Here is a 19,047-nt window from a genome sequence, read left to right as displayed (position 1 = left end):
ACACCGTAGAAACACAAGGGCCTTTCGGGTGAAACGGCTTCCTAACACGCTCTGAGCAGTCCAAGTTCCGTGTCGAGGAGGGACTCTCCCCGAGATGAAGATCGATAGCGGCAGTACCGCCTGGATGCTGGTGAGCACGGCGCTCGTGCTGCTCATGACGCCCGGAGTGGCCTTCTTCTACGGCGGCATGAGCCGGGCCAAGAGCGTGCTCAACATGATGATGATGAGCTTCGCCAGCATCGCCGTGGTGGGGATGATCTGGGTCGTGTACGGCTACTCGCTCGCCTTCGGCGACGGAGGGGGGCTCAGCTCGTTCATCGGGGGATTCGGCGACGCGGGCCTGGTCGGGCTGGAGAAGGCGGCCACGGCCGACGACGGCTCGGGCATCCCGCAGCTGGTGTTCGTGGCCTTCCAGGCGACGTTCGCCATCATCACCGTCGCGCTGATCAGCGGCGCGGTGGCCGACCGCGCCAAGTTCGGCGCCTGGCTGGTGTTCACCGTGGTGTGGGCGACCCTGGTGTACCTGCCGATCGCGCACTGGGTGTGGTGGTCCAACGGCGACGACAAGGCCGGGTGGATCTTCGACCTGGGAGCGCTGGACTTCGCCGGCGGGACGGTGGTGCACATCAACTCCGGTGTCGCGGCCCTGGCGCTCGCCCTGGTCCTCGGCAGGCGCAAGAACTGGCCGAAGGAGCCGAGCCGCCCGCACAACCTGCCGTTCGTGCTGCTGGGCGCCGCGCTGCTGTGGTTCGGCTGGTTCGGGTTCAACGCCGGGTCCGCGCTGGCCGCCAACGAGACCGCCGCGGTGGCGTTCATCAACACCATGGTCGCCACCTGCGCCGCCGGGTTCGCCTGGATCGTGGTCGAGAAGCTGCGCGACGGCGCGTTCACCACGCTGGGCATGGCCTCCGGCATCGTCGCGGGCCTGGTCGCCATCACCCCGGCCTGCGCGTTCGTCACGCCGATCGGCGCGATCGCGCTCGGCCTGGTCGCCGGCGCGGTGTGCGCGTTCGCGGTCGGCCTGAAGTACAAGCTGGGCTACGACGACTCGCTGGACGTCGTCGGCGTCCACATGGTCGGCGGCATCGTCGGCGCGCTGCTGATCGGCGTCCTGGCCACCACGGCCGTCAACGACGCCGGCGCCGACGGGCTGCTGGCGGGCGGCGGGCTCGGCCTGCTGGGCAAGCAGGCGGTGGCCGTCGTGGCCACCCTCGCCTACTCGTTCGTGGCGACGTTCGTCATCGCCAAGGTCATCGACCTGGTCATGGGCTTCCGGATCCCCGAGGACGAGGAGCTCAGCGGGATCGACACCGCCACGCACGCCGAGACCGCCTACGATTTCGGCGGTGTGCCGTCCGGGACGTCGCTGGCCGCGGCCGCGTCCCACAAGTCCCCCGCCGTCTCCGAGGGCGGCGCCGCTTCGACCAAGAAGGTGCAGGCCGACGCATGAAGCTGGTCACCGCTGTCATCAAGCCGTTCAAGCTGGACGAGGTGAAGGCGGCCCTGGAGACCTTCGGGGTCAAGGGGCTGACCGTCAGCGAGGCCAGCGGCTACGGCCGCCAGAAGGGGCACACCGAGGTGTACCGGGGCGCCGAGTACAAGGTCGACCTGGTGCCCAAGCTGCGCGTGGAGATCCTCGTCGACGACGAGGACGCCGCCGACGTCATCGACGTGGTCGTCAAGGCCGCGCAGACCGGCAAGATCGGCGACGGCAAGGTGTGGGCCGTCCCGGTGGAGACCGTCGTGCGCGTGCGCACCGGCGAGACCGGCCCCGAGGCCCTGTAGGTCACCGCGTGGCCCTCGTTCACGGAACATCCGGGGGAGAGATCGAGGAGACCCGTTCGGCGACCGGCACGGGCGGCACCACGGACACGGCCCGCGCAGCACTGGCGGCTGCGCGGGCCGCGCGCGCCGACGAGCTGGACCGCTGGCTGACCGGTCTGTTGGCGAGGGAGCGCGTGCCGCACCGGGACGCCCCCGCGCGGGGGGTGGCCCTGCTGGCGGTGGGCAGCCACGCCCGCCGCGAGCTGACCCCTGGCGGCGACCTGGACCTGGTGCTGGTGCACGACGGCCACCCCGAGATCGCCGACATCGCCGACCGGGTCTGGTATCCGATCTGGGACGCGGGACTGCGGCTGGACCACTCGGTGCGCACGGTGACCGAGGCGCGGGCCGTGGCGCGCGCCGACATGAAGGCGGCGCTCGGGCTGCTGTCGGCCCGTCCGATCGCCGGCGACCGCGCCCTGGTCGGCGAGCTGCGCGCCGCCGTGCTGGCCGACTGGCGGGCCGACGCCGGCCGGCGGCTGGCCGAGCTGGCGGGCATGTGCCGCGAGCGCTGGCGGTCCCAGGGGGAGCTGGCGTTCCTGCTGGAACCCGACGTCAAGGAGGCGCACGGCGGGCTGCGCGACGTGCACGTCATGCAGGCGGTCGCGGCGTCCTGGGTGGCGTCGGCGCCCGGCGAGCGCGTCCGCGCCGCCCACGGCCTGCTGCTGGACGTCCGGCACGCGCTGCACGAGGTCACCGGCCGCGCCACCGACCGGCTGGTCCTCCAGGAGCACGAACCGGTCGCGCACACCCTCGGCCTCCTCGACGCCGACGTGCTGCTGCGCGCCGTCGCCGAGGCCGCCCGGACGATCACCTACGCGGGCGACGACCTGTGGCGCCGCGTCGAACGCTTCTGCGCCTCCCGCCGCGGCACCGGCACCCCGCGCTCACTGCCGCCCGCCGCCGAGACCGAGGTCCGTCCCGGCCCGGCGATGAGCGCCGGGGCGGGCGCCGGGCGGGCGCCGGGACGCGGCGTGGCGCGCGGGGTGGAGCGCAAGCCGGTGGGGGACGGCGCCGTCGAGCACGACGGCGAGGTCGTCCTCGCCCGGGGCGCCGACCTCGACGACCCCGCCCTGGTGCTGCGCGTCGCCGCCGCGGCGGCCCAGGCGGGCCTGCCGCTGGCCCCCGCCACGGTCGACCGGCTCGCCGAACGCGCCGCGCTGCCGTCCGCGCCCTGGCCCGACGCGGCCCGCGACGCCCTCGTCGCCCTGCTGGGGGCGGGCGGCGCCGCCATCGGCGTGTGGGAGGCCCTGGACCAGGCCGGGCTGATCGTCCGGCTCATCCCCGACTGGGAACGCGTCCGCAACCGGCCACAGCGCAACCCGTTCCACCGCTTCACCGTCGACCGGCACCTGGTGGAGGCCGCCGCCGAGGCCGCCGCGCTCACCCGCGAGGTCGCCCGGCCCGACCTGCTGCTGGTGGGCGCCCTGCTGCACGACATCGGCAAGGGCTGGCCCGGAGACCACTCGGCCGGCGGCGCCGTCGTGGCCCGCGACCTGGGCGCCCGGATGGGCTTCGCGGACGGCGACGTGCGCGTGCTGGAGACCCTCGTCCGGCATCACCTGCTGCTGCCCGACACCGCCACCCGCCGCGACATCGACGACCCCGCCACCGTCCAGGCCGTCACCAGGGCGCTGGAGGCCGTTCCGGGACGGGAACGCGAAACCCTTGAGCTGCTGTCGGCGCTGGCGGTCGCCGACGCCAAGGCCACCGGCCCGTCCGCCTGGGGGAGCTGGAAGGCCCGGCAGGTGGCCGAGCTGTCCCGCCGCACCGCCGCCGCCCTGTCCGGGGGGACGCCGCCCCCCGCCCCTGTGCTCGGCCCCGAAACCCTGGCTCTGGCCCGCCACGACGGGGGCGCGGTGCGCATCGCGGGGTCGCGCGTCACCATCGCCGCCCCCGACCGCCCCGGGCTGCTGTGGCGCGCGGCGGGCGTGCTGGCCCTGCACAGGCTCGTCGTACGTTCGGCCCGAACCGTGTCGTCCCCCTCGGCCTCGTCCCGCGACACCGCCGTCCTGGACTTCACGGCCGTCCCCGAGTACGGCACACCGCCCGACCCCGCCGCGCTGGAAGCCGACCTGCGGCGCATGCTCGCCGACCGGCTCGACGTGGCCGAACGCCTGGAACGGCGTGCGCGGTCCATGCGGGTCCGTCCCGGCATCACCGTGCCGCCCCCGCGCGTCGGCATCGTCCACGACGCGTCCAGCACCGCCACCGTCGTGGAGGTCCGCGCCCACGACCGCCCGGGCCTGCTGTGGCGGATCGGGCAGGCCCTAGGGGAGTGCGGCCTGTTCGTGCGCGCCGCCCAGGTCGACACGCTCGGCGCCGAGGCGGTGGACGTCTTCTACGTCGTCGATTCGCAGGGACGCCCCCTCACCGACCCCGACGCCCTGGTATCGGTACGCCGACACGTCCTGGCCGCGCTGCGCTGACACCACCGTCAGGGGGTGGGGAGGCGGCTTCGGGGGCACAGCCGCCTCCCCACCCGGCTCAGGGGGCGTCCGGCCCGTGTCCGGGCCACCCGGGCTTGTCGGGACGCGGGCCAGGCCGGTGGGAACCCGACGGACGGCCGGTCGGCCTGTGCGGGGAGACGCCATCGGGCTTCTCTCCGAAGCCGGGGCTCGGGGTGTTAGTGGGCCTTTTGTTGCCGTTGTTGTCGTCGCGGCCCGTCGGCCTGGTGTCGACGGGGGGACGGCTGCTCTGCGCAGGGCTCCGCGGCGTGGACGCCCCGTTGCTCCCCTGCGGCGTCGGCCGCAGCAGCCGCGAGCAGTAACCGGCCACCTGGCCCTTGCTGCCCGCCGCCTCGGCGAGGTCGTGGAACCGCCGCGAACGCAGCGCCTTCGCCTTGTCGTTGTTGTCCAGGCCCGCGTAGTCGCGGCACTGCTCGACCAGTTTCGGGTCGGCCGCCGTCCCCTTGGAGGGGTTCGTCGTGCCGCCCGGCCGCGGCGGAACCGGCGTGGGCGCGGTCGGGGAGGACGGCGGTCTGCGGGACGAGGACGTGTCCTTACCGGCGGGCCCCAGGGGCAGGGTCCCCGTCCCCGCCGCCACCGCGACCCCGCCGCCGACCACCGTGACCAGCACCGCCGCAGCGATCTTCGCGGTGAACGCGCCGGCGAGCCGCGGACGGCCCCGCCCCGCCCGGTGCGACGCCGTGGCCCTGTGCGGCGCGGCGGCCCCGTGCGGCGCGGCGGCGCTCGCCGAGGACGCGGCGCGGAAGGCGGCCACGGCGGCCTCCTCGCCCGCCAGCTCCGAGTCCTGGGCGGGCGCGGCGGCGCTGGCGAGGAGCCGGGCGAGGGGATCGGCGTGCGGACCGTCCGCCGCGCCGTCGAGCAAATGCTCCGCTGCGGCGCGGTCGAAGTCCTGGCTGCCCGTACTCATTTCACTCTCTCCAGCGCCACATCCCCTTGAGCTGTCACACCCGGACCCGTTCACGCCTGACCGGCCGTCGGGCCGCGCCGGTCCTCGGCGGGCCCGACGGTCCGCCGCGCCCGCCGCCGCTTGCGCCCGGCGTCCACCGGCGGCCCCGTGGCCGGCCCACCGGGGGCGGGCGGACGCTCGGCCGGCGGGGCGGTGCTCCCGGCCGGCAGATCGGCGAGCCGTTCGGCCAGCCGGTGCAGACCCCGGTACGCGGCGGTGCGGACCGCGCCGGGCCGCTTGCCCAGCACCCGTCCCGCCTCCTTGGCGTCCAGGCCCACCACCACGCGCAGCAGCACCGCCTCGGCCTGGTCCTGCGGCAGCCCCGCGATCAGCGCGACCGCCGCGTCCGTGGACAATCGCGCCAGGGCGTCGCGTTCGGTGTCGTCGCCGCCCACCAGATCGCCCAGCTCGTCGATCTGCGCGCTGGTGTCCGGCCGGCGGCTGACCCGGCGCAGGTGGTCCAGCGCCCGGTGCCGCGCCACGGTCGACGCCCACCCCCGGAACCGGTCGTAGTCGCCCTCGAACGAGCCGATGTCGCGCGCGATCTGCAGCCAGGCGTCCGCGGCCACGTCCTCGGCCTCCACCCCGACCAGCGCCCGCAGGTAGCGCAGCAGCCGGGGCTGCAGGTCCCGGTAGAGCATCCGGAACCCCGCCTCGTCCCCGGCCTGCGCGGCGCGCAGCGCGGCCTCCAGCCCCTGGTCGTGCGGGTCGACGCGGCGGGTCCTCCCACGTCTGCTCATGGGCGACCGGGAGGCCGGGCCCAGGTGTTCACCAAGGCATCCTCGGAATGGGGGTTCGGGGTCGGTCGGGCACGACGTGCGGCGGTCCGCCCTCATCGCGGGGAAAGGACCACTTCACGTCGAGCACCCAAGTCTCCGGATAGGGCCGCTATGTTGCAAGGACCACCGACTAAAGCAACGCCACCGTGACGTGGGCGTACGCTCCCACGACGCTCCGTCCGGGCCGAGGGTGGGGGGCTCTGGGCGGGGCTCCGGACGGCCTCGCAGGCCAGGGGCGGCCGCGCCGCGCCGGCCGGGCAGGAGCCGGCCGTTCACCCGATACCCTGATAACCGATCCCAGAAGCTTCAAGGACGGGTCCAGACGTGTTCGAGACGCTCTCCGACCGGTTGACGACGGTCTTCTCGTCGCTGCGCAGCAAGGGCAGGCTCTCCGAGGCCGACATCAACGCGACGGCCCGCGAGATCCGTGTCGCGCTGCTGGAGGCCGACGTTGCCCTGCCCGTGGTGAAGGACTTCATCGCGCGGGTCAAGGAACGGGCCCGGGGCGCGGAGGTCTCCCAGGCGCTGAACCCCGCCCAGCAGGTCGTCAAGATCGTCAACGAGGAGCTCATCGAGATCCTCGGCGGCGAGACCCGCCGGATCCGCTTCGCCAAGAACCCGCCCACCGTGATCATGCTGGCGGGTCTGCAGGGTTCGGGTAAGACCACGCTGGCCGGCAAGCTGGCCCGCTGGCTGAAGCAGGAGGGGCACGCGCCGCTGCTGGTCGCGGCCGACCTGCAGCGTCCCAACGCCGTCCAGCAGTTGCAGGTGGTCGGCGAGCGCGCCGGGGCGGCGGTGTACGCGCCCGAGCCCGGCAACGGCGTCGGCGACCCGGTCGACGTGGCGCGCCGCTCGCTCGACCACGCCCGGCACGCCCAGCACGACGTCGTCGTCATCGACACCGCCGGACGGCTCGGCATCGACGCCGAGATGATGCAGCAGGCCGCCGACATCCGCGACGTCGTCCGCCCGGACGAGATCCTCTTCGTCGTCGACGCGATGATCGGCCAGGACGCGGTGACCACCGCCCAGGCGTTCCTCGACGGCGTCGGCTTCGACGGGGTCGTGCTCACCAAGCTCGACGGCGACGCCCGCGGCGGCGCCGCCCTGTCGGTGCGGCACGTCACCGGCCGCCCGATCATGTTCGCCTCCACCGGTGAGAAGCTGGAGGACTTCAACGTCTTCCACCCGGACCGGATGGCCGGCCGCATCCTCGACATGGGCGACATCCTCACCCTGATCGAGCAGGCCGAGCAGGCGTTCGACGCCGCCCAGACCGAGCGGATGACCACGAAGTTCGCCTCGGGCGAGGACTTCACCCTCGAGGACTTCCTCGAGCAGATGATGATGATCCGCAAGCTCGGGCCGATCGGCAACCTGCTCGGCATGATGCCGGGCATGGGGCAGGTCCGCGACCAGATCAGCCAGATCGACGACCGCGACCTGGACCGGGTCGCCGCCATCATCCGCTCCATGACCCCGCAGGAGCGCGCCAACCCCAAGATCATCAACGGCTCCCGCCGGGCCCGCATCGCCCGCGGCTCGGGCGTCACGGTCGGCGAGGTCAGCAGCCTGGTGACCCGCTTCTTCGACGCCCAGAAGATGGTCCGCCAGATGGCGGGCGGCATGGGCTTCCCCGGCATGCCCGGCCGCCGCAAGGCCGCCAAGGCGGCCAAGGCCAAGAACAAGAAGGGCAAGCAGCGCAGCGGCGACCCGCGCAAGCGCGCCGCTGCCGGCCGCGGCCCCAAGGAACCCACCGCCCCCACTCCGGACGGCAACATCCCCCAGGGCCTGCCTCCCGGCCTGGGCGGCCCCGGCGCCCTGCCCCCGGGCCTGGGCGGCCAGCTGCCCCCCGGCTTCCAAATGCCGGACCTGGGCAAACTCCAAAACCGCAAAAAGAAGTAACCACCTCCCGGTAGCGCAACCCCTCCCGTAACCTCCAGGGACCCACCGCCAGAGGACAACAACCCAGCAGCCAGACGCGGCCAGGCACCCCACCGGCGCCCAGCTAGCCCCGTTACAGGCCCAGGCAGGGACGCCGAGTGGACGGCGCAGCCCCCTCACGAGGGCGCGCCGTAACGACCCGGCCAGCGGCCTGGTACACGCCGCAAGGAGCCGCACGGCACAGGTGGCGTCTTGCTGGGTGTAAGAGCTACGCGACCGACTGGCGGTCCGGTGCGTTGTGAGACGTGGCGGTTACCGGAACATGGTCGCCGGGGCGCCGAACAGGACGATGGCGCGCGGGACGGTGCCTTCCTCGTCGTCTTCCGTGTGCTGGGGCCAGCGCGCGGCTACCACGCGCCGTCCGGGAGATGGCGTGCGGGAGGGTGCGTTCCTCGTCGTCTTGCGAGAGCTGGGTTTGGCGCGTGGCTACTTCGTGCTGATCGGCGTTTCCGGGGCTGACCTGCGGCCCCCGGCGGCGACTTCGACCACCCCGTCCTGCCCCGCACGGTCATGTGCGGCCGCCACTCCCGGGCTGGGGGAGCTGACTGGGGCGATGGGGGGTGGCGCGGCCTGCTGCTGCTCGGGTGTGCCGGGCGCCGGCATCAAACGGCATTGGAGTCGATTCGTTGATCGCTGGCCCCATGGGGTGGGCGGTGTGGGAGGGAGTTCTGGCGGCTGCGGCAGTCGCTGCGACCTCTGCGGGCTGTGGGAGCGGCGGCGGGACAGAGGGGTCTGCGGCCAAATCCTGAAACTGTCGGACGACAGCGAAATGGTGCGGGCTGGGCGGTAAGGCGGCGGTAGGGATGTGGTCCGAGAGGGAGAAGTGGCGGGGTGGGCGGCGTGTCATGGCGCGATTGGGTTATCGGGGCGATCGTCTGGCAGAATGGCAGGCTGGAAACCCGGATACGCGCAGGCGCCCTCTCTCGTCCTGGGCGGCCGGAGTCCATGGAGCGGCCGGTAGCCGGTATCCCCACCTGGTGAGGCCCGCTCGGCCCTGTATGAAGTCTGGAGAACACCACACCCGTGGCAGTCAAGATCAAGCTCAAGCGTCTGGGGAAGATCCGGAACCCGCAGTACCGGATCGTCGTCGCCGATGCCCGTACCAAGCGTGACGGCCGGGCCATCGAGGAGATCGGCCTGTACCAGCCCAAGCAGGAGCCCTCGCTCATCCGGGTGAACTCCGAGCGGGTGCAGTACTGGCTGGGCGTCGGCGCGCAGCCGACCGAGCCGGTGCTCAACCTCCTCAAGATCACCGGCGACTGGCAGAAGTTCAAGGGCGAGCCCGGCGCCGAGGGCACGCTCAAGCAGGCCGAGCCGAAGCCCGACAAGAAGGCCCTGTTCGAGGCCGCCGTCAAGGAGTCGCTCGGCGAGGAGGAGGCCGCCGCCACGACGGCGCGGTCCCGGAAGAAGTCCGAGCCCAAGAAGGGCAAGGGCGAGGACCGGGCCGAGGACGCCGCGGCCAAGGCCGAGGACAACACCGAAGCTAAGAGCGAGGGCTAAACGTGCTCGAAGAAGCGCTCGAGCACCTGGTGCGCGGGATCGTCGAGCATCCGGACGACGTCCGGGTGAAGGCCCGCAGGATCAGGGGCGGCCGGGTTCTGGAGGTGCGGGTGCACCCCGACGACCTGGGCAAGGTCATCGGCCGCAGCGGTCGTACCGCCAAGGCCCTGCGCACCGTGATCGGCGCCCTGTCCGGGGGCCGGCACGTGCGCGTGGACCTGCTCGACCTGCACGAGGTCCGCTGACGATGCGACCCCGCGCCGGCCGCGCCCCAGGGGCGGCGGCGCCTGCTCGGCGCCCCGCGGGCGGCTTCGCTCGGGCCCGCGGTGCCGGCTCCGGGGCGGCCGGTCCGGGCACCGAGCCGGCCGACCAGCTGGTCATCGGCCGGGTCGGTCGTCCGCACGGGGTTCGCGGCGAGCTCACCGTCGACGTGCGCACCGACGATCCCGATCGCCGGTTCGCACCGGGTACGGAGCTGGCCACCGACCCCGCGGCCGCCGGTCCGCTGACCGTCGAGCACGCCAGATGGCACTCGGGTCGGCTGCTCGTGCGCTTCTCCGGGGTCGACGACCGGGACGCCGCAGACGAACTGCGCGGCACCTGGCTCGTCGTCGATCCCTCTGACATCCCCCCCTCGGCCGATCCCGACGAGTTCCACGACCAGGAGCTCATCGGGCTGGCCGTGGTCACCGTCGACGGCACCGAGGTCGGCACCGTCGCCGAGGTGCGGCACCACGGGCAGGATCTGCTCGTGGTGCGGCGGACCGGCGGAGGCGAGGCGCTGGTGCCCTTCGTCGCCGCCCTGGTTCCGGAGGTGGACGTTCCCGGGGGGCGGTTGCGCATCGACCCGCCCCCCGGCCTCCTCGACTGAGCGGCTCGGCCCGCCGCCGTCGGTCACCGGCCGCGCGGCGTCCCACCGAGGGCCGCGGCCGCCCCGTCCGATCAAGAGGCAGCACCGACAGGGCCACCATCGCACTGAGTACCAAAGGCCCGCCGATCAAGGGCCCGCCGACGTAGGACGACACATCCGATTCCGGGGCGAAGAACGGTCGGGACCCCGTGAACCGGCACGACCGAAAAGCCTGATGAAGCTCGACATCGTCACGATCTTTCCGGAGTACTTCGCTCCGCTGGACGTCTCCCTCCTGGGCAAGGCGCGCCGCACCGGCCTGCTCGACGTGCACGTGCACGACCTCCGGCAGTGGACCCATGACCGGCACCGCACCGTCGACGACACCCCCTACGGCGGCGGGCCCGGCATGGTGATGAAACCCGAACCATGGGGAGAGGCGCTGGACACCATCGCGCCCCCCGGCGGCCCAGCCCCCCGGCTGATCGTCCCCACGCCGAGCGGCCGTCCGTTCACCCAGGCGATGGCCGCCGAACTGGCCGCCGAGCCCTGGCTGCTGTTCGCGTGCGGCCGGTACGAGGGCATCGACTCGCGTGTGGTGGACGAGGCCCGCACCCGCATGCCGGTGGACGAGGTCAGCCTGGGCGACTTCGTGCTGGCCGGCGGCGAGGTCGCGGTGCTGGTGATCGTCGAGGCCGTCGGCCGGCTGCTGCCCGGCGTGCTCGGCAACGCCGACTCGGTGGCCGACGACTCGTTCGCCCCCGGTGCGATGGAGTCGCTGCTGGAGGGCCCCGTCTACACCAAGCCACCGGTCTGGCGCGGCCGCTCCGTACCGGAGATCCTGCTGTCGGGCCACCACGGCGCCATCGCCCGCTGGCGCCGCGACGAGGCGCTGCGGCGCACCGTGCGCAACCGTCCGGAACTGGCCGCGCAACTGGACCCCGCGACACTTGACGCGCACGACCGCCGGGTGCTGGCCGAGGCCGGTTTTCCGGTGAACGACGAAGATATGGCACACTGAATCGTCGCCGTGCGCGCGCACGCGTCCGGCACACAGACTCCCATCAAGATCCATTTCGCGCGGCGCGACGCCCCCACCTCACCTCCGGGGCCTCTCGGACGGCCGCGTATGACCATGAGGAACCGCTGTCATGCACACCCTGATCCGTGAGATCGAGCAGGCCACGCTGCGCACCGACCACCCGGCGTTCCGTCCGGGCGACACGGTGAAGGTGCACGCGCGCATCACCGAGGGCAAGGTCACCCGGATCCAGGTCTTCGAGGGCGTGGTGATCCGCCGGCAGGGCGGCGGCGCCCGCGAGACCTTCACCGTGCGTAAGGTGAGCAAGGGCGGGTACGGTGTCGAGCGCACCTGGCCGATCAACAGCCCGCACATCGAGAAGCTGGAAGTCGTCACCCGCGGTGACGTCCGCCGGGCCAAGCTGTACTACCTGCGCAACCTGCGCGGCAAGGCGGCCCGCATCAAGGAGAAGCGCGACTTCTGATCGCCTCCGCGACTTCCCGGCGCCTCGGACCGCGGTCCGGGGCGCCGACCTGTTTCCTCCGGCATTTTCCTCTCAATTCCGGGTAATCGCTTTGAACTCGCCTTGTGGCGGGGCGTCGTTTCAGGAACCCTTCGAGGTGAACGGAGCGCCGCCCGCTTGGGCGGCGAACTCGGTGTCGGGTCCGGCCGTGCCGGGCGCGACACGGTCGTGCGCGCGGGGTGCGACGGCGTCCGCGCCGATAGGCTTGCGCTGGGATGAGTGACGAGGACGATCGGAGAGACGTGCGATCGGAAGCCGAGGGCGCGGTGCCCGACGACAAGCAGACCGTGACCTCCGGTGCGCAGGACGCTGGCGAGACGTCCTCGGACGAGGGGGAGAGCGGCGGCCGCAAGGAACGCAAGCAGGGCTCTTTCTGGAAGGAACTGCCGATCCTCATCGGGGTGGCACTGGTCCTCGCCCTGATCATCAAGGCGTTCGCGGTGCAGGCGTTCTACATCCCGTCGGCGTCGATGGAGAACACCCTGCAGATCGGCGACCGCGTCCTCGTCAACAAGATCGTCTACCACACCCGGGACATCGAGCGCGGCGACATCGTCGTCTTCAACGGCCTGGACTCCTGGGATCCCGAGGTGCAGGTGCAGGAGCCGGGCAACCCGGTCTCCCGGGCGCTGCGCGGCATCGGCCGCACCTTCGGCATGGTGCCCGGCGAGAAGGACTACATCAAGCGCGTCATCGGGACGCCCGGCGACCACGTCAAGTGCTGTGACACCCAGGGACGCATCACCGTCAACGGCACGCCGCTGGACGAGCGCTCCTACCTGTACACCGACCCGGTCACGGGCGAGCAGAACAAGCCGTCCAACGAGCCGTTCGATCACGTGGTGCAGCCCGGCCAGCTGTGGGTGATGGGCGATCATCGTGAAGTCTCCTCCGACTCGCGGGCGCACCGCGGCGACCCCGGCGGCGGCACCATCCCGACCAACCGCGTCATCGGCCGCGCGTTCGTCATCGTCTGGCCTTTCGGGCACATCGGCAGCCTCCCGATCCCGAAGACCTTCGAGCAACCGGCCCTGCACGCCGCCGCGGCCGTCGTTCCCGCGACCCCGATCGCCCTGGGTCTCGCAGGTGCCGTCCCCATCACCTACCTCCGCCGCCGCCACCGCCTACGCCGCCGCTGACCTCCTCTCCACCACACCCCACAGGCACCAGATTCCGCACCCCCAGCCCCTGATCGCCTCCCCTCCCAGCCGAGGCACAGACGCCTGCGCGCCAGCACAGGCTCGTGCGTTCCAAGCCAGAAACGTACGGCCGTCGCCAAACGGCTGCCGCGAGCCACAGCGCCCCCAGCCCACCCACTGCCACACCCCGGCAGCACCGCCGCCAACGCCCCTGCTGGCGGGCACACGTGCCGCATTTCCGGCAGCACCGTCAACGCCCTGGCGCTGACCAGCTCCCGTGCCGCGGTTCCGGCAGTGCCGCCAATGGCCACATCCGCCGCCGGTTCACACGTATGCCACAGTTCCGGCGGCGCCGCCGACGCCGCCGCGGACGTCCTCCCCGCGACGCCGATCGCCTTGGGCCTCGCAGGTGCGGTCCCCATGACTTACCTCCGCCGCGGCCACCGCCTGCGCCGCCGCTGACCCCTTCTCTCCGCCACAACCCACAGGCATCACCGGGTTCCGCGCTCCCACTCCTTGATCGCTTCACCTCCCAGGCGAGGCACAGACGACCTGCGCTGCCCGCTGGCAAAGGCTCGTGAGTTCCATGCCAGCGTGCTGGCGTCGCCGAACGGCTGCTGCGAGGCACAGCGACCCCAGCCCGCCCGCGTACTCAATTCCGGCAGTGCCGCCATGCGCCACAGCCGTCGTCGGTTCGTTCGTGTGCCGCAGTTCGGCAGCGCCGGCAACGCGATACCCGTCGTCGGCTCGCACGCGTATTGCAGTTCCGGCAGCGCCGCTGCCAACGCTCCCGCCAGCGGGCACGCGTGCTGCAGTTCTGGCAGTGCCGCCAGACGCACACCCGCCGCCGGCTCCACGGAGCCGCTGGCCGGTCAGGCTGGGCTTTCCCGTCGGCGAAGACGGTGGCGTTGCTGGAGGGGGTGCTCGCCAAGTGAGTGGTGTGAATCCGGCAAGTCGCGACGTGAAGGGGGGACTGGTGGGGGTCTGAGTCGTATTCCGGGCGCAGCGGTGGGCGCGGGCGACGTACGCTGCGGACCATGAGAGGTCGTCCACTCCGCTTCACACCGCGCCGGGACGCCGGGTTGTACGGCTACGAACGGGCGCTGGAGCACGCGGGTTTCAGCCCGGTGGCCGGTGTCGACGAGGCGGGCCGCGGTGCGTGCGCGGGGCCGCTGGTGGTCGGCGCGGTGATCCTGCCGGGCGGGCGACGCGGACGGATCGAGGGGCTGACCGACTCCAAGCTGCTCACCCCGGCGCGACGCGAGGAACTGTACGCCGAGATCGTCGAACGGGCCGTGGCGTGGAGCGCCCTGATCGTCCCATGTCACGACGTCGACCGGCTGGGACTGCACCGGTGCAACGTGACGGGGATGCGACGCGCGCTGGCGGCCCTGGAGCGGCGGCCCGCGTACGTGCTGAGCGACGGGTTCGCCGTTCCCGGTCTGGACGTCCCCGGGCTGGCGGTGATCAAGGGGGACCAGGTTGCGGCGTGCGTGGCGGCGGCCTCCATCGTGGCCAAGGTCACCCGGGACCGCATCATGATCGACCTGCACGAGCGCTATCCCCTGTACGGCTTCGACGTGCACAAGGGGTACGTGACTCGTGATCACTCCGCTGCGCTGGCCAGGTACGGGCCGTGTCCGGAGCATCGGTTCTCCTTCGTGAACGTTGGGCGGGCCGTGCGTAACAATGGTGGGGAGGCCATGGGGGAGGAGGCCGGGTACGGCCCCGTGGGGGAGATTCCCGGCGAAGGCCGGACGGAAGGGGCACGAGCGTGAGCGCCGAGGATCTCGAGAAGTACGAGACCGAGATGGAGCTGCAGCTCTATCGCGAGTACCGCGACGTCGTCGGCCTGTTCGCCTACGTGGTGGAGACCGAGCGCAGGTTCTACCTCACCAACTCGGTCGACCTGCAGGTGCGCAGCTCCGAGAACGGAGAGGTCTTCTTCGAGGTCACCATGCAGGACGCCTGGGTGTGGGACATGTATCGGCCTGCCCGCTTCGTCAAGAACGTACGGGTCGTCACGTTCAAGGACGTCAACATCGAAGAACTCTCCAAGAGCGACTTCGAACTGCCCGCCAACCACTAGCCGTGCCGACCGCGGGGGTCGGGAATGCGGCGGACAGGCTCAGGTGATCTCGGAGTGAGTCAGGGGCTTCAGGGGGCGGTGTGGATTGGGACATCTGCACCCGGCCCCAAGAGGCCCTCACGGCTAATCCGGAGGCGCCGCGGACTGAGACCGGTGGGCTTGCCTGCGCCGCCTGCCGAGGACGGGTGGCCGCCGGGGTGGGCGGCCGAACGCTTCCAGGTCTCGGTCAGAACCGCACAACGGTGGGCTACCCGCGGCCAGCAGTACGGCGCGGTGGGCATGACCGAGTTGGGGTACGGGCCGTTGGTGCCCGATCCCAAGGGCTTGCTTGACCTGTGTCGGAGGCCTCGGCGATGACCGGGGGCAGCCCGCGGCGCGCAGGCGTGGGTGGCGGCTACGCCGGACTGGGCCGCCGCAGCCGCCCCTCGTGTGACTCCGGCCGTTGGGGCAGATGGTGCCCGATGCTGATTTCCCATGAGGTGGTCTCGCCCTTCCTCTCGTTGGTGCGTGTGAGCTGGCCTGCTCCATGAGCTTGGGTGTCGCGGGGGCTGGGCGTTCTCTCGGCGCACCGCTCATCGGACATTGGGATCGCTCCTGTTGGGCAGAGGGGGTTGTCTGCGGGCGGCGTTACGGCCGGGCGATGGTCATTTGGGTTGTTTGGCGGACTTGGTGAGGCGCCAGCCGGCGGCGCAGCGTTCGACGAAGCCCGCGGCGGCCAGGAGGCCGAGCTTGCCGTTGACCGTGGCCAGGTCGACGCCCGCCTTGACGGCGATCTGCGCGGGACCCGCGGCGCCTCTGCCGGGGAGGGCTTCCAGGACGGCGCGGGCGGTCGGCTCCAGGCGGTCGCGGGGCAGCACGGGGCCGGACGGGACGGGGGCCAGGTCGTCGCCGATACGGCCCACCGCCTCGACGACCTCTTCGGGGCGGGTGACCAAGGAGGCGGACGGGTCCTCCCGGAGCAGCCTGTGGCAGCCCACCGACGTTCGCGAGTCGACCGGGCCGGGCACCGCCATGAGGACGCGGCCCAGCTTGCGGGTCCAGGCGGCGGTACTGAGGGCCCCGCTGCGCGCCTCCGCCTCGACGACCACCGTGCCCCTGCACAGCGCGGCGATCACCCGGTTGCGGACGAGGAAGCGCAGGCGGTGCGGTTCCACCCCCGGAGGCGACTCGCTGACCAGCACCGCGCGCCGGGCGATCTCGGCGAACAGCCCGTCGTTGGACGCCGGATACGGCATGTCGACGCCGTTGGCCAGGACCGCGACCGTCGGGCCGTCGGCCGCCAGGGCGCCCCGGTGCGCGGCCGCGTCGATGCCGAGCGCGCCGCCCGAGACCACCGCCCAGCCGCGTTCGGCCAGGTCGGCGGCGAACTCGGCGGCCACGCGCAGGCCGTAGGAGGACGCCGCGCGGGATCCGACCATGGCCACCGAGCGCAGGCAGGCGTTGCGCAGGTCGCCGGGGCCGCGCAGCCACAGCGCGTACGGGCGCTCTCCGCCGAGATCGTCAAGCGTGGTGGGCCATTCGGGGTCGCCGGGACATATCAGGCGTCCGCCCAGCCGTTCGCAGATCTCCAGATCGCGTTCGGGTTCCGCGGCGGCCGACCGTATCCGCCAGTGCTGGAGGCAGCGCGCGAGGCGCTCGGACAGCAGGTCGTCGGGGACGTCGCCGGTGCGGATCGCCTCGACGGCCCCGACCGGGCCGAGGCGGTCGACGATGCGGTTCAGCAGCGCGTCGCCGGGCTCGGCGGTGGCGGTCAGGGCGGCCCTGGCCAGGCGTTCGCCGGTCACGGCCGCTTCCCCGTCCACAAGGCGAGGGCGCCGCCGATGTCGTCCTCGGAGGGCTGGTCGCGGCCGGCCAGGTCGGCGATCGTCCAGGCGACCCGCAGGACGCGGTCGAGACCGCGGGCGCTGAGTGTGCCGTTCTGCAGGGCCTCGTCGGCGGCGTGCATCGCCTCCGGTGCGGGCGTGAAGCGTCGGCGCAGGTCAGGGCCGGGGATCTCGGCGTTGGACCGCCAGGGGGTGTCGGCCAGGCGTTTGAGCGTCCGGTCGCGGGCCTCCTGGACGCGCTCGGCGACGACCTGGCTGGACTCGGCGAACTCCAGGTCGTACCGCAGTTCGGCGCGGCTGGCGGGGACCAGTTCCAGTTTCAGGTCGATGCGGTCGAGCAGCGGCCCTGAGATCTTGGAGAGGTACTTGCGCCGGATGCCGGGCGCACAGGAGCAGTCGATCGGCTTCGCCGCCGCGCACGGGCACGGGTTGGCGGCCAGCACGAGCGTGAACCGGGCGGGGAAGCTCGCCGCCCCCTCCGTGCGGGAGATCCGTACGGAGCCCTCCTCCAGCGGCTGCCGCAGCGCGTCCAGAACCCCGCTCAAGAACTCGGGCGCCTCGTCCAGGAACAGGATGCCGCGGTGGGCCAGGGACACCGCGCCGGGTTGCAGCGTCCGGCCGGAACCGCCGCCGACCATGGCCGAGCGGGTGGCGGTGTGGTGGGGTGCGTAGAACGGGGGGCGTGTGATCAGCGGCTGGTCCGGTGGCAGGGTTCCGGCGACGGAGTGGAGCGCGGTGACCTCCAGCGCCGCCTCCGGTTCCAGTGGTGGCATCAGGGTGGGGAGACGTTCGGCGAGCATGGTCTTGCCGCAACCCGGAGGGCCGCAGAAGTAGAGGTGGTGGCCGCCGGCCGCGCTGATCTCCAGGGCACGGCGGGCCTCGGCCTGGCCGCGCACGTCCGCCAGGTCGAGCCCGGTGCGGGTCGCCTGGCTGCCGAAGGTCAGCCCTTCCGGAGCGGTACGGAGGGGGAGCGGGTCGTCGTCCTCCTCGATCGGCGGCGGCTCGTCGCGGAGCAGGCACAGCAGCCCGCGTAGCGTCCGCGCCGGTATCACCTGCAGGTCGGGGACGAGTTCCGCCTCGGCGGCGTTGGCCTGCGGGACGACCACGGTGCGGCAGCCGGCGTTCGCGGCGGCCAGAGCGGCGGGCAGCACGCCCGGGATGGAGCGGATCCGGCCGTCCAGCCCGAGTTCCCCGACCATCACCAGCCCCGCGCAGGACCGCGGCGGTACGGCCTCGGCCGCCGCGAGCAGGGCGATCGCGATGGCCAGGTCGAAGGTCGAGCCGCGTTTCGGCAGGCTGGCCGGGAAGAGGGACACCGTGACGTGCCGGTTGGGCCAATCCTCGCCGGAATTGAAGATCGCCGCCCGCACGCGGTCACGTGCCTCGTTGAGCGCGGCGTCCGGCAGGCCGACCAGGTGCAGGCCGGGAACGCCGCTGGTGATGGCCGCCTCGACGTCGATGACGAAGCCGTCCACTCCGACCAGGGATACGGATCGGGTTCTGGCGAGCGTCAACTCAGCACACCCCCCGGACGTGTTCGACGGAGAACCCGCAGCTCTCTGCGTAGTGGCCGCCGCCGGGGAGGGGGCCGGCCGTTCGTCTGTGGCGTGCGTTGTACTTGCCGGCTCTGGCGGCGGGCCGGCGCTTCCTGGACGCCCCTCTGACGATCCAGGAGACGCCCCTGCCGCCGGCCTCGACCGGGGACGGCGCCGCACAGGGAATCAGGCCGAGGACGTCGATGCGGACGTCGGCGCTGCGGATCCGGTGCGCGGCCGCCCACCGGCCGGCCAGTCGCCGCAACCGGGCGGCCTTGTCGGGCGTGATCGCCTCCAGCGGCGCACCGTAGGCCGCCGTGCTGCGGGTCTTCACCTCGCAGACGACGGGGCGCCTGCCGTCATGGGCGATGATGTCCAGCTCGCCCTCCGGGCACCGCCAGTTGCGGTCGAGGATCGTCCAGCCCAGCCCGACCAGGTAGGCGGCCGCCGCCTGCTCGCCGCGGCGTCCGAGACTCGCGTTGTCGTTCATGGTTCACCTCCGTGCATCAACGGTGACGGGGCGTCACGGCGGGCAAAAGGTGAACGGGATTCTGTGGATAACCCGGAACTGTGATCTTCGGAGCACCGGCGGATGCTTGCCTTCAC

General features: G+C 72.6%; 17 protein-coding genes. 12 read left to right on the top strand and 5 right to left on the bottom strand.

From position 1 onward, the window contains the following. Nucleotides 1-94 precede the first annotated feature (94 nt). From ABZ801_RS09550 to ABZ801_RS09540, 3 genes are read left to right on the top strand one after another with little or no spacing between them, the layout of a single operon-like run. The gene (locus ABZ801_RS09550) at nucleotides 95-1,450 is read left to right on the top strand and encodes an ammonium transporter (RefSeq protein ID WP_360695030.1); all 1,356 of its coding nucleotides are present in this window, start codon (nucleotides 95-97) and stop codon (nucleotides 1,448-1,450) included. Further along, a complete protein-coding gene (locus tag ABZ801_RS09545; RefSeq protein WP_285493269.1) occupies nucleotides 1,447-1,785 on the top strand; it encodes a P-II family nitrogen regulator in 339 nt (112 codons plus the stop codon). Before ABZ801_RS09550 ends, ABZ801_RS09545 begins: the two co-directional genes overlap by 4 nt. Nucleotides 1,786-1,793: 8 nt before the next feature. Next, a complete protein-coding gene (locus ABZ801_RS09540) occupies nucleotides 1,794-4,253 on the top strand; it encodes a [protein-PII] uridylyltransferase (RefSeq protein ID WP_360695027.1) in 2,460 nt (819 codons plus the stop codon). A 58-nt stretch (nucleotides 4,254-4,311) separates the two neighbouring features. Here the strand turns inward: ABZ801_RS09540 and ABZ801_RS09535 are convergent, their stop codons facing one another. Next, nucleotides 4,312-5,199 (bottom strand): hypothetical protein, encoded by an 888-nt coding sequence (locus ABZ801_RS09535; RefSeq protein WP_360695024.1) that lies wholly within the window; start codon nucleotides 5,197-5,199, stop codon nucleotides 4,312-4,314. A gap of 50 nt (nucleotides 5,200-5,249) precedes the next feature. Further along, entirely contained in the window at nucleotides 5,250-5,978 is a 729-nt protein-coding gene (locus ABZ801_RS09530) for an RNA polymerase sigma factor (RefSeq protein WP_360695021.1), read from the bottom strand. Between the two features lie 363 nt (nucleotides 5,979-6,341). On the opposite strand from ABZ801_RS09530, the gene ffh reads away from it, so the two are divergent. The 9 genes from ffh (at nucleotide 6,342) to ABZ801_RS09485 (ending at nucleotide 15,083) form a co-directional block, all read left to right on the top strand. After that, nucleotides 6,342-7,922, top strand: coding sequence for a signal recognition particle protein (ffh, locus tag ABZ801_RS09525; protein ID WP_360695018.1), 1,581 nt, complete (start codon nucleotides 6,342-6,344; stop codon nucleotides 7,920-7,922). A gap of 1,062 nt (nucleotides 7,923-8,984) precedes the next feature. Then, the gene (rpsP, locus tag ABZ801_RS09520; RefSeq protein ID WP_344948064.1) at nucleotides 8,985-9,461 is read left to right on the top strand and encodes a 30S ribosomal protein S16; all 477 of its coding nucleotides are present in this window, start codon (nucleotides 8,985-8,987) and stop codon (nucleotides 9,459-9,461) included. A 2-nt stretch (nucleotides 9,462-9,463) separates the two neighbouring features. Continuing rightward, the gene (locus ABZ801_RS09515; RefSeq protein WP_067918821.1) at nucleotides 9,464-9,706 is read left to right on the top strand and encodes an RNA-binding protein; all 243 of its coding nucleotides are present in this window, start codon (nucleotides 9,464-9,466) and stop codon (nucleotides 9,704-9,706) included. A 2-nt stretch (nucleotides 9,707-9,708) separates the two neighbouring features. Further along, complete coding sequence (gene rimM, locus ABZ801_RS09510; protein ID WP_360695014.1) at nucleotides 9,709-10,332, top strand: ribosome maturation factor RimM; 624 nt, start codon at nucleotides 9,709-9,711, stop codon at nucleotides 10,330-10,332. A 214-nt stretch (nucleotides 10,333-10,546) separates the two neighbouring features. Then, a complete protein-coding gene (gene trmD, locus ABZ801_RS09505) occupies nucleotides 10,547-11,332 on the top strand; it encodes a tRNA (guanosine(37)-N1)-methyltransferase TrmD (RefSeq protein ID WP_360695011.1) in 786 nt (261 codons plus the stop codon). Between the two features lie 130 nt (nucleotides 11,333-11,462). Next, nucleotides 11,463-11,816, top strand: coding sequence for a 50S ribosomal protein L19 (gene rplS, locus ABZ801_RS09500; RefSeq protein ID WP_344948076.1), 354 nt, complete (start codon nucleotides 11,463-11,465; stop codon nucleotides 11,814-11,816). A gap of 281 nt (nucleotides 11,817-12,097) precedes the next feature. Next, nucleotides 12,098-12,994, top strand: a complete 897-nt coding sequence (gene lepB / locus ABZ801_RS09495) for a signal peptidase I (protein WP_360695008.1) — start codon at nucleotides 12,098-12,100, stop codon at nucleotides 12,992-12,994. 1,037 nt (nucleotides 12,995-14,031) lie between these two features. Continuing rightward, the gene (locus tag ABZ801_RS09490) at nucleotides 14,032-14,772 is read left to right on the top strand and encodes a ribonuclease HII (RefSeq protein ID WP_344948082.1); all 741 of its coding nucleotides are present in this window, start codon (nucleotides 14,032-14,034) and stop codon (nucleotides 14,770-14,772) included. Further along, nucleotides 14,769-15,083: a DUF2469 domain-containing protein gene (locus ABZ801_RS09485; RefSeq protein ID WP_360695005.1), complete on the top strand. Its 315-nt coding sequence runs from the start codon at nucleotides 14,769-14,771 to the stop codon at nucleotides 15,081-15,083. The genes ABZ801_RS09490 and ABZ801_RS09485 overlap by 4 nt, the downstream gene beginning before the upstream one ends. Before the next feature lie 644 nt (nucleotides 15,084-15,727). On the opposite strand, the gene dprA is transcribed toward ABZ801_RS09485, so the two are convergent. From dprA to ABZ801_RS09470, 3 genes are read right to left on the bottom strand one after another with little or no spacing between them, the layout of a single operon-like run. After that, nucleotides 15,728-16,867, bottom strand: a complete 1,140-nt coding sequence (gene dprA / locus ABZ801_RS09480) for a DNA-processing protein DprA (RefSeq protein WP_360695002.1) — start codon at nucleotides 16,865-16,867, stop codon at nucleotides 15,728-15,730. Further along, entirely contained in the window at nucleotides 16,864-18,420 is a 1,557-nt protein-coding gene (locus ABZ801_RS09475) for a YifB family Mg chelatase-like AAA ATPase (protein WP_360694999.1), read from the bottom strand. The genes dprA and ABZ801_RS09475 overlap by 4 nt, the downstream gene beginning before the upstream one ends. Nucleotide 18,421: 1 nt before the next feature. Next, a complete protein-coding gene (locus ABZ801_RS09470; RefSeq protein WP_360694996.1) occupies nucleotides 18,422-18,931 on the bottom strand; it encodes a YraN family protein in 510 nt (169 codons plus the stop codon). Between the last annotated feature and the right edge of the window lie 116 nt (nucleotides 18,932-19,047).

Origin of the sequence: Actinomadura sp. NPDC047616 (assembly GCF_040642915.1) — a bacterium.
GTDB classification, from domain to species: domain Bacteria; phylum Actinomycetota; class Actinomycetes; order Streptosporangiales; family Streptosporangiaceae; genus Spirillospora; species Spirillospora miaoliensis.
This window is presented reverse-complemented; position numbering and strand designations above follow the sequence as displayed.